General features: G+C 42.3%; 12 protein-coding genes and 3 tRNA genes. 13 read left to right on the forward strand and 2 right to left on the reverse strand.

Annotated features, from left to right (window positions below):
• The first annotated feature begins 186 nt into the window (after positions 1 to 186).
• Positions 187 to 813: a response regulator transcription factor gene (locus ACFSKO_RS16690; protein ID WP_380253727.1), complete on the forward strand. Its 627-nt coding sequence runs from the start codon at positions 187 to 189 to the stop codon at positions 811 to 813.
• 250 nt (positions 814 to 1,063) lie between these two features.
• Here ACFSKO_RS16690 and glnA read toward each other — a convergent pair whose 3' ends face one another.
• The gene (gene glnA, locus ACFSKO_RS16695) at positions 1,064 to 2,473 is read right to left on the reverse strand and encodes a type I glutamate--ammonia ligase (RefSeq protein ID WP_380253729.1); all 1,410 of its coding nucleotides are present in this window, start codon (positions 2,471 to 2,473) and stop codon (positions 1,064 to 1,066) included.
• A gap of 57 nt (positions 2,474 to 2,530) precedes the next feature.
• Complete coding sequence (locus tag ACFSKO_RS16700; protein ID WP_380253731.1) at positions 2,531 to 2,869, reverse strand: P-II family nitrogen regulator; 339 nt, start codon at positions 2,867 to 2,869, stop codon at positions 2,531 to 2,533.
• 489 nt (positions 2,870 to 3,358) lie between these two features.
• Here ACFSKO_RS16700 and ACFSKO_RS16705 point away from each other — a divergent pair.
• The 12 genes from ACFSKO_RS16705 (at position 3,359) to ACFSKO_RS16760 (ending at position 13,998) form a co-directional block, all read left to right on the forward strand.
• A tRNA-His gene (locus tag ACFSKO_RS16705) sits at positions 3,359 to 3,435 on the forward strand.
• A gap of 231 nt (positions 3,436 to 3,666) precedes the next feature.
• The gene (locus ACFSKO_RS16710) at positions 3,667 to 4,017 is read left to right on the forward strand and encodes a PilZ domain-containing protein (RefSeq protein WP_380253733.1); all 351 of its coding nucleotides are present in this window, start codon (positions 3,667 to 3,669) and stop codon (positions 4,015 to 4,017) included.
• Positions 4,018 to 4,102: 85 nt separating this feature from the next.
• On the forward strand, positions 4,103 to 5,029 hold the full coding sequence (locus tag ACFSKO_RS16715; protein ID WP_380253735.1) for a tetratricopeptide repeat protein: 927 nt from the start codon (positions 4,103 to 4,105) through the stop codon (positions 5,027 to 5,029).
• A gap of 493 nt (positions 5,030 to 5,522) precedes the next feature.
• Positions 5,523 to 5,774: a hypothetical protein gene (locus ACFSKO_RS16720; RefSeq protein WP_380253737.1), complete on the forward strand. Its 252-nt coding sequence runs from the start codon at positions 5,523 to 5,525 to the stop codon at positions 5,772 to 5,774.
• A 238-nt stretch (positions 5,775 to 6,012) separates the two neighbouring features.
• A complete protein-coding gene (locus ACFSKO_RS16725) occupies positions 6,013 to 6,744 on the forward strand; it encodes a DUF4197 domain-containing protein (RefSeq protein ID WP_380253739.1) in 732 nt (243 codons plus the stop codon).
• Between the two features lie 174 nt (positions 6,745 to 6,918).
• Positions 6,919 to 7,004, forward strand: a tRNA-Leu gene (locus tag ACFSKO_RS16730).
• Between the two features lie 106 nt (positions 7,005 to 7,110).
• Entirely contained in the window at positions 7,111 to 8,541 is a 1,431-nt protein-coding gene (gene tig / locus ACFSKO_RS16735) for a trigger factor (protein WP_380253741.1), read from the forward strand.
• 142 nt (positions 8,542 to 8,683) lie between these two features.
• Entirely contained in the window at positions 8,684 to 9,325 is a 642-nt protein-coding gene (clpP, locus tag ACFSKO_RS16740) for an ATP-dependent Clp endopeptidase proteolytic subunit ClpP (protein WP_380253743.1), read from the forward strand.
• A gap of 189 nt (positions 9,326 to 9,514) precedes the next feature.
• A complete protein-coding gene (gene clpX / locus ACFSKO_RS16745) occupies positions 9,515 to 10,780 on the forward strand; it encodes an ATP-dependent Clp protease ATP-binding subunit ClpX (RefSeq protein WP_380253745.1) in 1,266 nt (421 codons plus the stop codon).
• 132 nt (positions 10,781 to 10,912) lie between these two features.
• Entirely contained in the window at positions 10,913 to 13,312 is a 2,400-nt protein-coding gene (lon, locus tag ACFSKO_RS16750) for an endopeptidase La (protein WP_380253747.1), read from the forward strand.
• Positions 13,313 to 13,480: 168 nt separating this feature from the next.
• Positions 13,481 to 13,759 carry an HU family DNA-binding protein gene (locus ACFSKO_RS16755; protein ID WP_380253749.1) on the forward strand — a complete coding sequence of 93 codons (279 nt, stop codon included), beginning with the start codon at positions 13,481 to 13,483 and terminating at the stop codon, positions 13,757 to 13,759.
• Positions 13,760 to 13,922: 163 nt separating this feature from the next.
• Positions 13,923 to 13,998, forward strand: a tRNA-Val gene (locus ACFSKO_RS16760).
• Positions 13,999 to 14,349 lie beyond the last annotated feature (351 nt).

The raw sequence follows: 14,349 nt of genomic DNA on the forward strand, positions 1-14,349 counted from the left end.
CTGGGCTTTGGCCATTTTGTCAGCCTGTATATTGTAGTTACGAGTGTTTAAACTTAATCTTGTTTGGCTCTTCAAGTTTAGGGTAATGGATTGATTAATTGACGCGGTAGGCTTCTTCAGTGAGTTTATAGTCTAGTAAATCCTAGATTGTGCTTTGGGTAAAGTTGAGAAATAGAGAGTTATTCCATGTATGTTTACATTATAGATGATGATGATGCTGTACGTGAATCTACGCAATTGTTGATTGCATCATCTGATTTGGAGGCAACAATTCAAACCTTCTCATCGGGGGAGGAGTTTTTGTCTGCTGACCTGTTTTCGTCTACAGGATGTGTATTGCTAGATATTCGGATGCCGGGAATGAACGGTGTCGATGTTCTTAAACGAATAAAAATGGAAGAAAGCAATCTTACCGTTGTTATGATTTCTGGACATGGTGATATTCCGAAGGCGGTGGAAACTATGAAGGCTGGAGCCTACAGTTTTGTTGAAAAACCTTTTTCGGATACTGAGATTATCAATATTGTTACTGAAGCAATTGAGGTTAGCAAAACTAACTTTGTGCAAGCGGAGTTAAAGCAACAGGCTGAAGCTACAATTTCTAAGCTTACTCCGCGGGAAAAAGAAGTATTGGACAAGCTTGTAGAGGGGTTACTCAATAAAGTAATCGCATATGAGTTAGGTATTAGTACTCGAACAGTTGAGGTTCATCGGGCTCGAATTATGGAGAAGCTTGAAGTAAAGAGTTTACCGGAAATGGTGCGATTGTATTTCCTTGCAGGATCTGGTGATACAAGTTTGGCGCCTGCTTGAAGCAATCAATTGTTTGGCTACTTTAAATAAAAAAAGATGAGGTGGTTGGAACTCTGATCATATTTCGTTCTTTAAAGATAGCGCGATCCATAAATTGCGATGTTACGATTATTTTAGTTTTGCCCCGAGTTTTTTAATAAGCCACCTGTATTAAATTGATCTGTTACGTAAAATAAAAGCCTCCAGAAAACTGGAGGCTTTTATCATTTTAGGTTCCAACCGCTGTTAGTGGGTTGGTTAACTCTTAATTCTAAGCGCTGTAATACATATCAAATTCGATAGGATGAGGCGCCATTTCATAACGGAGTACTTCTTCTTTTTTAAGTGCAATGTATGCGTCAATCTGGTCTTTGGAGAAGACGTCGCCAGCGATTAAGAATTCGTAATCAGCTTCCAAGGCATCGAGAGCTTCCCTTAAAGAGCCACAAACAGTTGGGATATCTTTAAGTTCATCTGCCGGAAGATCGTAAAGATCTTTGTCCATTGCTTCGCCAGGGTGGATTTTGTTGCGAATACCGTCAAGGCCAGCCATCAACAATGCTGAGAATGAAAGGTATGGGTTTGCAACTGGATCTGGGAAACGGACCTCAACACGCTTAGCTTTCGGGTTTGATCCGTGTGGAATGCGACAGGATGCAGAACGGTTGCGAGCTGAGTAAGCAAGAAGAACAGGTGCTTCAAAACCGGGCACCAAACGTTTGTAACTGTTGGTTGATGGGTTGGTGAAGGCGTTCAAAGCTTTTGCGTGTTTTATTATACCGCCAATGTAATAAAGGCATGATTCAGATAGTCCGGCATAACTTTCTCCCGCAAAAGTAGGTACGCCTTCTTTCCAAATTGACATATGGCAGTGCATGCCAGACCCGTTATCGCCTGCGACTGGCTTTGGCATAAAGGTTGCTGTTTTGCCGTAAGAGTGGGCGACGTTCTGAACAACATATTTGTAAATCTGAAGTTCGTCAGCAGCGCGAACCAGAGTGCTGAACTTAACACCGAGTTCGTGCTGGGAAGGGGCAACTTCGTGATGATGTTTTTCAGCTTCGACGCCCATAGCTTTGAGAACAGTAACCATTTCTGCACGAATATCTGTACCAGTGTCAACGGGGCCAACTGGAACGTAGCCACCTTTGATCCGAGGGCGGTGGCCTGAGTTGCCGCCGTCGATTTCAGCACGAGTCATGTGCGGAGATTCTTCATCATCGAGTTGGAAGAATGTGCTGTGACTGTTGGTGTCAAACTGAACGTTATCGAAAAGGAAGAATTCAGCTTCTGGACCAAAGTATACTGTGTCGCCGATTCCCGTAGACTGTAAGTAGGCTTCTGCACGTTCAGCAGTCGCACGTGGGTCACGGTTATAGAGTTGACCTGAATCTGGTTCGTAGACGGTACAGCTAAGAATGAGCTGTGACTGTGCAGAGAAGGGATCCATAACGGCAGTTGTTAGGTCTGGCTTGATGATCATGTCTGATTCGTTAATTGCTCTCCAGCCTTCGATGGAAGAGCCATCAAACAGGATGCCGTCTTCTAGTTCGTCTTCACCTACGGCAGACGCGCACATTGTCATGTGGTGCCATTTGCCACGAGGGTCAGTGAAACGGTAATCAACAAATTCAACTTCGTTTTCCTTGATTAGATCAAGAACGCTTTGTACGTCAGACATAAAGCTCTTTCCTTTGTACTTATATGTACTCCTTAGTGGAGTATTTTTGATAGATAATTAAATAGCGTCGCTACCGCGTTCGCCTGTTCTGATGCGGATGACTTCTTCGATGTGGCTAATAAAGATTTTACCATCGCCTATACGGCCAGTTTGTGCCGCTTGTTGTATCGCTTCTGCGGCCCGTTCTGCAAGTTCGTCTTCAAGCACAATTTCAACTTTTACCTTAGGAAGAAAATCAACAACATATTCTGCGCCGCGGTAAAGTTCTGTATGGCCTTTCTGGCGACCAAATCCTTTAGCTTCTGTAACTGTAATGCCTTTGATACCAACCTCATGAAGGGCTTCCTTCACTTCGTCTAACTTAAAGGGCTTAATGATCGCTTCAATCTTTTTCATGTGTCCGAATGCTCCAGCATCAGTAAGGGGCGGCTCTTTCGTCCATTTTCTTTTCCCGTATTATTGCATGATGTGTGCCAACTATTTTACGTAGGGTTTTGGGGTTTCTTGGTATTCTGCGTCACATATTGATTAAAAATAAAACTATAAGTGCACAATAAATGTGCATGTAGGAGATATGTTGATTATTAAAAGGGCAGTGATGTTGTTTTTTGTATGATTTAAGTCATCGAGACAATTCATTTTTGCTAGTTATACAAAATCATAAAAACTGCTACGTAGTTTCTCAAGTGGCACTATCCACTGCATCATCAATGACTTCATTGATTTTAAATTATTTTGAATGACTAAGTGCATATTTATGGACATATAATGTGATTTTGTTAAACAATTTTCAAGAAGTGAATAGTTGCGCTTGACGCACTCGGCGGATGCGTATAAAAGCTCGCTCATCGGTCGAGACTATACTCGATTGACGATGACTTTGTGGTGGCTGTAGCTCAGTTGGTTAGAGCACCGGTTTGTGGTACCGGGGGCCGGGGGTTCAAGTCCCCTCAGCCACCCCATTTCATCTTAAACCTTGAGCGTGATTGCGCTAATTATGGCGGCCATATTTAATAGGCCGCTTTTTTTGTCTATATTTTATATAGGCCGTTGGAAAATTCTTTAAAAGAACATGGTTAAAGCGTTGGGGGTGGTAACTGTCAGGCGTTGTTTGTTTTATTAACCACTGCTTAGTTTGTTGTGATTTATCATTAATTTTATAGGAATGTTGAATCAAATTAAAGGCAAGGGTTATGGAAAATAGTGCTGCCGTTGGAGAAGATAGGCGCCAGGCTCAAAGGTTTTCTGCTTCAGAGCCAATATCACTCAAAGTCGTGGATAGAGATGGACAGTCTGTTATGACGACCATTGCGGATCTGTCTTTTGGTGGATTTTGTCTCAAGGGCAACCTTGGTGCTGATGTGGGTAAGGAAGTTACGTTAACGCATTCAATTGCAGGTAATTTCCAAGGTGAAGTGATGTGGCATGGTGAAAATCAAATTGGTGTTCGCGTCATTATGTCTTCTGGTAATCGTGAAAAGCTTTTGCAATTCACCTGTCTTGCTTTGTACCCCGATAAAGATGTGCCTGAACAAATCAAATAATATTTAGTTCAAGGACATTGTTGAGCCATATTGATCTCTTATGTAGGTTCTTTACATACATTTAGATTCGTAGGGCACCAGACGTATGACACGAGCCTTTAGTTTTACTGTGATTGCAGTAAGTCTTTTTTTATTTTCATTCAATCCTAGTTATGCAGATGACTATCTGGAGGGCGTAGAGGCCTTTGAGCAGGGGGATCACGCTTTGGCGTTATCTTTTTGGCTGCCTCTTGCGGAAGCTGGAGATGGAAGAGCGCAATATAGCCTTGGGAAGCTGTATGAAACGGCAGATCAGGGTGGGAATCCTCAATATAAAGAAGCAATTAAGTGGTATGGCAAGGCCGCCGATCAGGGGGGAGCCGCTGCACAGAATAATCTTGGTCGACTGTTCGCTCGGGGGCTCGGTGTCGAAGAGAATCAGGAAAAGGCCGTCACATATTGGCAACAAGCTGCGCAGTCTAAGCATGCGATGGCTCAATACAATCTTGGTTTAGCGTATTTTCGCGGAGAAGGAACTGAGCAAAATATAGAACAAGCAGTGTTTTGGTTTCATCAATCGGCAAATAATGGTGTTGATGGCGCGCAATACGCACTGGGTGAGGTTTACCGTCTGGGATTGTCGGTCCCAAAGGATAATTTTGAGGCGCGTAAATGGTATCAAAAATCAGCAAAAGCAGGTAATAAACGTGCCGTAGCAAAGGCTGCTGAAATTGAAATTGCAATTTCTGAAATCAAAGAACAGCCGAAAACGCAAATTTTAGACGCTGATTTGTCGGGGTTAAATGTTCCTGTATCTCCTGAGGTGTTATCCGAGACTTCTGCTTCTGTGGTCAGTGTTCCTGTTACAGATGGTGAAGCTAAATCACCTGACTTTAACCCTGCACCAGAAAAAATTGATTCAGAGTCTGTCATTAAATTTTCTGATGTCTCCAAGCCTGTTAAAAACCCACGCGGGTATGCTGGAATTGGCTCTCTTTTTGTTCCCAAGCCAAAATTTAATCCTCGTCGATAGCTCCGGTCTATAATTTAAGTGATAACTTGTTTAAGTTAAATGATTTCCATAAATTGCGCTTATTCGTGATTAAGCTCCGGAATAACCAGTCACTCTCAGAATAGGACGTATTGTTATCAATTCAAATATAACAAGGCATTTTACTTGGAGTAGTGCAGGGGATTTCCTTGTCGGTATTATTATAGAAATACTTTGCGCAAGGTCTTGAGGGGGATGATGTAAGTGGTGCCCGGAACTCTGAGTGCCTGAAGCGGCTGTAAGTTGTGCTGTGGCTGACTTGGCTGGACATAATCAGCCAGTAAGCGATGGGCTTGTTACGAAAAATATTTTTTCGAAGTGTTAAGAGGTAGAGTATAGTTTGTTTTAGCTAAGTCCTTTAAGTTACAAAAAAATTAGCAAGTGTTTGATCTATTTATTTACGATTATTTAATAGCTGGCTGTTATTACTCACTTAGTCATGTAGACAGGTGTGTTCGCAAATAAGGTAGATGGTATGTCTTTTGTCGACAGTTTTTATAAGTTCAGACGTGAATCTGATGAAGTTAAGGTTGGCCACAAATATCGATATGTAAATCCACATCGAGTTATTGAGACAGCTAAGGTTCTTACAGTCAAAACGGATACTTTTGGTATTCCGCACGTTCACTTTGCTATTTCTGTTGATGGTGACAGCAGTATAGGATTTGAGGACTTTAGAACTCTTGGTTTATCAAGTTTTTCTGAACGGTATTGCGAAGCCATTTAGCTAAATTAATCGTAATTACATTTGATCATATGAATTTGAAAAGCCTTGGAGGTATTCTTTCGAGGCTTTTTTGTGTGGTTTAAATGGGACGCGAAGCGAATCGATAATTTTACGTTTAAAATTTAAGTATAATTACGTTCTGTTTTCTGTATTAATTTCAACTATATTGATGAGTATGACAAGAAAGACGATCAGTCTTATTTTCTCTATATAGTATTTTGGGAAGTTTAGAAAAATTATGCTTAAAGTTATTTACAGTATTCCGTTGGTGTTGGCGGTTTCTATGGCCACAGTGCCCGCTCAAGGAGATTTGCTGGGGCAGGGCCTGAAGTTGTTGGGTGGTGAAGAGGCGACGAATGCAGGTGATTTGTCTGTTGGAGAAATTTCAACGGGCTTGAAAGAGGCTTTGCGTGTGGGGTCGGAGCGTGTGGTTGATCAGGTTAGTTTGCAAAATGGCTATAACGGCGATACGCAAATTCATATCCCGCTTCCGGACGCTTTAGTAAAGGTACAAAGCGCCCTGCGTACGGTCGGGCTTTCTTCTATGGCGGATGACTTAGAACTCAAACTTAATCGTGGGGCAGAAAAAGCTGCAGTTGAAGCCAAAGAATTGTTTTTAAATGCAATCAGTGCGATGACGCTTGATGATGCAAAACGCATTTATAATGGGCGCGATGACGAAGCGACACGTTACTTTAAAGAAAAAATGACCCCTGATCTTACAGATAAGTTTAAACCTATTATTGATAAAACGTTGTCTGAAGTCGGTGCTGTTGAATCTTATGAGGATATGATTTCAAATTATAAAACCATTCCCTTTGTGCCAGATGTGAAGTCTGACCTTACAGATTATACTGTTGGAAAGGCTTTAGATGGGCTTTTTTACTATTTGGCAAAAGAAGAAGTACAGATTCGTAAGAATCCAGTTGCAAGAACGACAGAGATTCTTAAAGACGTCTTCGGGTCGTAGGTGTAAATAATAATCTAAATAATGACCAAGGTAACGATATTGGTATGAATCCTAGGATTTAGCTTCTTTTTGATAAATATTTTTCTTAAAAATCAAAAAAAAATCAAAAAACAGTAAAGTCTTAGTTGCGTACCTCGGCTTGATGTATTAAACCCCTCCAAATCGAGAATGATTGCGGGTGTGGCGGAATTGGTAGACGCACCAGATTTAGGTTCTGGCGCCTTATGGGCGTGGAGGTTCAAGTCCTCTCACCCGCACCAACTCGAAAAATAATTTGTTTGACCCTGGAAGGCCAGCGCTGCCCGGGCAGCTTGCTTTTTGTCCTTCCAGGTCTTTTTATTGTTATATGAAAGGCGTCGCCGGCAAATGCAGGTAACTGAGACTAACGCGGATAATCTGAAACGCGAATTTACGGTGGTTGTGTCCTCAGCGGACATCGACGCTAAGATCGACAGCCGATTGGTTGAGCTAAGTACACAAGTTAAGCTCCCTGGCTTCCGTCCTGGTAAAATCCCAATGGCTATGATGAAGCAACGTTACGGTAAAAACGTAATGGGTGAAGTGCTTGAAGCTCTGGTTAATGAAACATCTCAGGAAGTTATCTCTGAACGTAGTCTTCGTCCTGCTATGCAGCCTAAGATCGAAGTTACTTCATTTGATGAAGGTAAAGATCTTGAATACACAATAGCTTTCGAAATCATTCCTGATGTTGAGCCAATGGATTTTTCCAAACTGAAACTGGAAAAGCTATCTGTTGATGTTCCCGCTGACGAAGTCGACGATTCTTTAAGTCGTATCGCTGAAAATCACAAAACAACAAACCCGTTGAAGAAAAAGCGTAAAGCAAAAACAGGCGATGTTGTTACGATTGACTTCAAAGGTACTGTTGGTGGTGAAGCGCTCCCAGGTATGGCCGGTGATGATTTTAAACTTGAACTAGGTTCTGGTCAGTTCATTCCTGGTTTTGAAGAGCAAGTTGTTGGTGCAAACATCGACGACGACTTAACCGTAAACGTTACTTTCCCTGAAGGTTACGGTAACGAAAAGCTTTCTGGTCAGGATGCTATCTTCGAAGTTAAGGTAAAAGACATCGAAGAGACAGCGCCTGCTGAAATCGACGACGCTTTGGCTGAAAAACTCGGCGAAGAGAATCTCGAGAAACTAAAAGAACGTGTTGCTGAGCAAGTAAAGGTTGAATACGACCGTATCGCTCATTCTCACCTAAAACGTAATGTTTTAGATCAGCTTGCTGAAAACCATGATTTTGAAGTTCCTGAATCAATGGTTGATTCTGAGTTTGATGGTATCTGGAAACAGATCGAAGCAGACAAAGAACAGGGCAAACTTGATGAAGAAGACGCTGCTAAATCTGAAGACGAGTTGAAAGAAGAGTATCGTGCCATTGCTGTACGTCGCGTTCGTCTTGGACTGCTTCTTTCTGAAGTTGGTACTAAAAACGAGATCGATGTAACTCAAGAAGAGCTTAACGGTGCGCTTCTTCAAGAGGCTCGTAACTATCCAGGTCAAGAGCAGGCTGTGTTCGAGTTTTATCAAAAGAACCCACAGGCTCTTGCTAATCTTCGTGCTCCTGTTTTTGAAGACAAGGTTGTTGATTATATCGTTGATCTAGCTGAAGTGACTGAAAAGTCCATTTCACCTGAAGATTTACGGAAAGAAATCGAAGCCGAAAACGCGGAAGCTGATAAGAAAAAACCAGCAAAAAAAGCACCAGCAAAGAAAGCTGCAAAGAAGCCTGCGAAAAAAGCTGCAGCAAAAAAGACTGAAGCTGACGCTTAAGTCTCGGCTTTTTGATAACTAAACGTGTGGTATGGGTTGTGCGAATCTCTCGCGCAACCCATATTACTTTTTGGTACAGTATAGTTAACGACCCAAACTCGTTGGTTAATCTACGACACGCGTTTTATTTTGAGGGGAAGCCATGAGTGATCCACGCGATATATATATGAATACTCTCGTGCCTATGGTTGTCGAGCAGACAAGCCGTGGCGAACGATCTTATGATATTTACTCTCGTCTACTGAAAGAGCGGATCATTTTTCTAACTGGTCAAGTTAATGACCAGGTCGCAAGTTTGATTTGTGCTCAGTTGCTTTTTTTAGAATCAGATAATCCCAAAAAAGATATCTCTTTTTATATTAATTCACCTGGTGGTGTCGTTACGGCTGGCTTGGCAATGTACGATACAATGCAGTATATCAAACCGCAGGTCTCAACTGTGTGTGTTGGTCAGGCTGCGTCTGCTGGTTCGTTATTGCTGATGGCTGGTGCAAAGGGAAAACGTTATGCGCTCCCAAATGCGAAAGTCATGATCCATCAACCTTCTGGAGGTTTTCAGGGGCAGGCAACGGACATTGAAATTCACGCTAAAGAAATAATCAAGACACGTTCGCGCTTGAATGATCTTTATGCGCAGCATTGTGGTCAACCAATCGAAAAAATTGAAGCGGGTATGGAGCGTGACAACTTCATGACACCTGAAGAGGCGCTTAAATTTGGATTGATTGATGAAGTGGTCTCTCATCGCAAAAGTGATGCGACGGGTGATGAAAGCTCATCATAGTTTTTTTTATAATTAAACCTGCACAGGGAACTGTTCATTAACGAAGGTTTGTTAGACTTTAACAAATTGGACGAAAAATCAGGCTTAACGCTGAGTTTTTTGTTTATTAATGGATAATTTCCCATTGTGCGGGTCGGGTCTGTCTGTCAACATGACCTAGTTGGGAATTGATTTCGAGGCTCATACGCAATGACAAAATCGAGCGATAACGACTCGAAAAATACTCTCTACTGTTCCTTCTGTGGCAAGAGCCAGCATGAAGTTCGCAAGCTTATTGCGGGACCCACCGTCTTTATTTGTGACGAATGTGTCGAACTATGTATGGATATCATTCGTGAAGAACATAAATCCTCACTGGTAAAATCTGGCGATGGGGTTCCGTCACCACAAGATATCTGTGACGTTTTAAATGACTATGTCATTGGGCAGACGCACGCTAAAAAAGTGCTCTCTGTTGCTGTGCATAATCACTACAAGCGCTTGGCGCATGGTAATAAATCTGGCGATGTTGAACTCGCTAAATCTAACATAATGCTTGTTGGTCCAACAGGCTGCGGTAAAACGCTGCTTGCGCAAACCTTGGCGCGTATATTGGATGTGCCTTTTACAATGGCCGATGCAACCACTCTTACTGAAGCTGGTTATGTTGGTGAAGACGTCGAAAACATTATTTTAAAGCTGCTTCAATCTGCAGACTACAATGTTGAACGCGCCCAGCGTGGGATTGTTTACATTGATGAGGTAGATAAGATCAGCCGTAAATCTGATAATCCTTCTATTACCCGGGATGTTTCTGGTGAAGGTGTTCAGCAGGCGCTTCTAAAAATAATGGAAGGTACAGTTGCTTCTGTTCCTCCACAAGGGGGACGTAAGCATCCGCAACAGGAATTCCTTCAGGTCGATACTACAAACATTTTGTTCATTGTTGGTGGTGCTTTTGCTGGGCTGGATAAGATTATCTCAAGTCGTGGCAAAGGGTCTTCGATTGGCTTTGGCGCGGATGTTGTTGGTCCTGATGAACGCCGGATGGGAGATATTCTGCGTGAAGTTGAGCCTGAAGATCTTTTGAAGTTCGGGCTTATTCCTGAGTTTGTCGGTCGTTTACCTGTCGTCGCAACTCTGGAAGATCTTGATGCTGATGCTCTTGTTGAGATTTTGTCTCAACCTAAGAATGCATTAGTCAAGCAATACAAACGTCTTTTCGAGATGGAAGATGTTGCTATTACCTTTACAGATGGTGCTTTGCTTGAAATTGCTAAAAAAGCAATTATACGCAAAACGGGCGCTCGTGGGCTCCGCTCCATTATGGAAGGTATTCTTCTGGATACGATGTTTGAGTTGCCAGGTCTAAAAGGTGTCGAAGAAATTGTCATTAATAGTGAAGTTGTGCTCGGTAATGCACAGCCACTTAATATATATGGCGAGAGCAAAGAAGATACCGGCACTGATTCCTAACAGCCTTATTTTCCGATACCGGGACTTGAAGGTTTGGTAGGGTTTCTTATTTAATAAGAAGTGTAGTTTATGGGGAGGTGAGTTTTCACCTCCCTCAATTCCGTTTTTAAGCCATCGAGCTTGTGAGGATATATGTTGGAAGTTTCTCACGGAGATATTTATCCCGTACTCCCTTTGCGTGACATTGTTGTTTTCCCGCATATGATCGTACCTCTCTTTGTCGGCCGGGATAAATCCGTTCGTGCGCTTGAGGATGTAATGAAAGAGGACAAGCAAATCATGCTTGTTACTCAAAAAAATGCTTCTCAAGATGATCCCAGCCCTTCTGATATCTATTCTGTAGGTACAATCGGCACTGTTCTTCAGTTACTGAAACTTCCTGATGGAACAGTGAAGGTTCTTGTCGAAGGGGTGCGTCGGGCTAAAATAATAAAATTCTCTGATAATGAAGAGTTTTTTCAAGCTGAAGCCGTCGCTCTTGATGATGACGAAGGGGATGAGCGTGAACTTGATGCGTTGACCCGCAGTGTGGTTTCTCAGTTCGAGCAATACATTAAGCTGAATAAGAAAATACCTCCGGAAGTTCTGGTGTCTATTAACCAGATTGATGAATCCGGTAAACTTGCAGATACAGTTGCTTCTCATCTTTCTCTCAAAATTTCTGAAAAACAGGAATTGTTGGAATGTGAAACAATTGCTGAACGTCTGGAAAGAATCTACGGATTCATGGAAGGTGAAATCGGTGTCCTGCAAGTTGAGAAGAGAATTCGCAATCGCGTAAAGCGCCAAATGGAAAAAACTCAACGCGAGTACTATTTGAATGAGCAGCTGAAAGCTATTCAAAAAGAACTTGGTGAAGGGGAAGATGGCCGCGACGAACTTGCCGAACTCGAAGAAAAAATTACGAAAACAAAATTGACCAAAGAGGCGAGTGAAAAGGCGACTGCTGAGCTCAAAAAGCTTCGTAATATGAGCCCGATGTCTGCTGAAGCGACAGTTGTTCGTAATTATCTCGACTGGATTCTTTCTATTCCTTGGAAAAAACGGTCAAAAATCAAAAAAGATATACCTGGTGCCGGTGATATACTTGATCAGGAACATTTTGGTCTTGAGAAGGTTAAAGAGCGTATTCTTGAGTATTTGGCTGTTCAGCAACGCATGCGTAAGGTTAAGGGGCCGATTTTGTGTCTCGTTGGACCGCCAGGTGTTGGTAAGACATCTTTGGGTAAGTCTATCGCGAAGGCCACTGGTCGTAACTTTGTACGTATGAGCCTCGGTGGTGTACGTGATGAATCCGAAGTTCGCGGTCATCGCCGAACTTATATTGGATCTATGCCTGGTAAAGTCGTTCAAGGCATGAAGAAAGCAAAGTCTTCTAATCCACTTTTCCTTTTGGATGAAATCGACAAGCTTGGGAATGATTGGCGGGGAGACCCTTCATCGGCTCTTCTTGAAGTGCTGGATCCTGAGCAAAATAATACATTTAATGACCATTACCTTGAGGTCGACTACGATCTTTCTGATGTAATGTTTGTTACGACTGCAAACTCGCTTCGTATGCCTCAGCCGCTTTTGGATCGAATGGAAATTATTCGTATCCCTGGTTATACTGAAGATGAAAAGCTTCAAATTGCTATCCGTCACTTAATTCCAAAGCAATTAAAAGATCATGGCGTTAAAGCGGGTGAATGGAAAGTTGACGATGAAGCTCTTCGGAAGCTTATCCAGCACTACACGCGCGAGGCTGGTGTTCGTAATCTAGAACGTGAAATTGCCAAGCTTTTGCGTAAGGCGATTAAAAATATTGAAATGGGTGAAGTTGAGACTGTTCACGTTACTGTTGAAAATCTTGGCGACTTTGCTGGTATTCAAAGATATCGTTATGGCGAAGCGGAGCAGGAAGATTTAGTTGGTGTGGTTACCGGACTTGCCTGGACGGAAGTTGGTGGCGAGCTTTTAACCATCGAATCTGTAACTGTTGCTGGTAAAGGAAAAGTATCTGCGACAGGTAAGCTTGGCGAAGTGATGAAAGAATCCATTCAAGCGGCAGAGTACTATGTCAAAAGTCGAAGCCTTGAGTTTGGTATCAAACCTTCTTTGTTCGATAAAAAAGACATTCACGTACACGTTCCTGAAGGAGCGACTCCTAAAGATGGTCCTTCTGCAGGTGTTGCTATGGTTACGTCAATCGTCTCTGTGTTGACTGGAATACCGATTCGTCATGATGTTGCTATGACGGGAGAGGTAACTTTACGTGGTCGAGTACTTCCAATCGGTGGTCTTAAAGAAAAAATGTTGGCTGCGCTTCGTGGAAACATCAAGACCGTTATAATTCCAAGTGAAAATGAAAAAGATTTAGCTGATATTCCTGATAACGTGCTTCAGGGACTTAAGGTAATCCCTTGCGCTACGGTTGATGAGGTTCTCAAAGTAGCGTTGTCAGAGAATCTAACACCTATAGAGGATTGGGTGGAGGAAACAGGCTCTGAAAAGCATGTTGAGAGTGATCGTGAAGGCGTAATTACGCACTAGTTGTGCTTTTTCTGGGGCAAGATAGATAAAATGCTGTCAAAACCCTTGGGATTCGGTCGTTTCTTGCATTGACGTCACAACCAATAGCGATCTACAATCACCGCACAATCAAGAAAGTCGTTAGATACTTTTTTTAATCTTACCCGTAACATTAGAGGGGGGGTCAACATGAATAAAAATGATTTGGTCGCAGCTGTAGCTGAAAAAACTGGTCTGTCAAAGGCAGATGCTGGTAAAGCTATTGATGGTGTATTTGAAGCCGTTACTGGCGCACTAACTGGTGGCGATGAAGTTCGTCTCGTTGGTTTTGGTACTTTCAGTGTAGCCGCGCGTGCTGCATCACAAGGCCGTAATCCACGTACTGGTGAAGTAATCCAGATCCCTGCTTCTAAGCAGCCTAAGTTTAAGGCCGGCAAAGGTCTTAAAGATGCTGTGAACAATAAATAACTGTTTGTTGTTATTGTTAAAAAACCGGTTGGCGTTTCGCCAACCGGTTTTTTTTTGTTTTGAAGCAAAGTTTTTATATTTAATGTTATTTTTCTGTATTTTTACTCTTGCCAAGGTATCCGAATCACCTTAAAACCCTCTTCATCAGACGGGGACATCTGGTGGGCGATTAGCTCAGTTGGTAGAGCATCTCGTTTACACCGAGAGGGTCGGCAGTTCGAGCCTGTCATCGCCCACCAGGCGTCTTCATAAAAACGGCATCCTAGAAATAGGATGCCGTTTTTTTATATTCGATCTATTGCTCATCGATATCGGATGTATTTTGTTCCTAGCCGAGTTTTGTTCCCGTAATAAAGACTTTAAGTTTTGGTCAGAGATTAAGCGTCGAAATTATTTTAAATAATGCTAATTAAAAACTGATTCGGTATTACTTTTTTCTCACGAATAGAATCGTCGATCATTTATATTAAAACGAGAATTCTTCCAGCGCCTTAATCGGTATTTATCAATAAAGTTTGGTCGCCAAATACGATTCGTAGAGCATTGAAGCTAAAGGATTTTCTAGGATTTTTAGCCTTCTTGCAAAAAAG

This window comes from Kiloniella antarctica (assembly GCF_042682825.1).
Classification (GTDB): Bacteria; Pseudomonadota; Alphaproteobacteria; order Kiloniellales; family Kiloniellaceae; genus Kiloniella; species Kiloniella antarctica.

What these genes read in the sequence shown, in the direction of transcription:
- ACFSKO_RS16690 (WP_380253727.1), top strand. Translation starts at nt 187, where the DNA reads ATGTATGTTTACATTATAGATGATGATGATGCTGTACGTGAATCTACG.
- glnA (WP_380253729.1), bottom strand. Translation starts at nt 2,473, where the DNA reads ATGTCTGACGTACAAAGCGTTCTTGATCTAATCAAGGAAAACGAAGTT.
- ACFSKO_RS16700 (WP_380253731.1), bottom strand. Translation starts at nt 2,869, where the DNA reads ATGAAAAAGATTGAAGCGATCATTAAGCCCTTTAAGTTAGACGAAGTG.
- ACFSKO_RS16710 (WP_380253733.1), top strand. Translation starts at nt 3,667, where the DNA reads ATGGAAAATAGTGCTGCCGTTGGAGAAGATAGGCGCCAGGCTCAAAGG.
- ACFSKO_RS16715 (WP_380253735.1), top strand. Translation starts at nt 4,103, where the DNA reads ATGACACGAGCCTTTAGTTTTACTGTGATTGCAGTAAGTCTTTTTTTA.
- ACFSKO_RS16720 (WP_380253737.1), top strand. Translation starts at nt 5,523, where the DNA reads ATGTCTTTTGTCGACAGTTTTTATAAGTTCAGACGTGAATCTGATGAA.
- ACFSKO_RS16725 (WP_380253739.1), top strand. Translation starts at nt 6,013, where the DNA reads ATGCTTAAAGTTATTTACAGTATTCCGTTGGTGTTGGCGGTTTCTATG.
- tig (WP_380253741.1), top strand. Translation starts at nt 7,111, where the DNA reads ATGCAGGTAACTGAGACTAACGCGGATAATCTGAAACGCGAATTTACG.
- clpP (WP_380253743.1), top strand. Translation starts at nt 8,684, where the DNA reads ATGAGTGATCCACGCGATATATATATGAATACTCTCGTGCCTATGGTT.
- clpX (WP_380253745.1), top strand. Translation starts at nt 9,515, where the DNA reads ATGACAAAATCGAGCGATAACGACTCGAAAAATACTCTCTACTGTTCC.
- lon (WP_380253747.1), top strand. Translation starts at nt 10,913, where the DNA reads ATGTTGGAAGTTTCTCACGGAGATATTTATCCCGTACTCCCTTTGCGT.
- ACFSKO_RS16755 (WP_380253749.1), top strand. Translation starts at nt 13,481, where the DNA reads ATGAATAAAAATGATTTGGTCGCAGCTGTAGCTGAAAAAACTGGTCTG.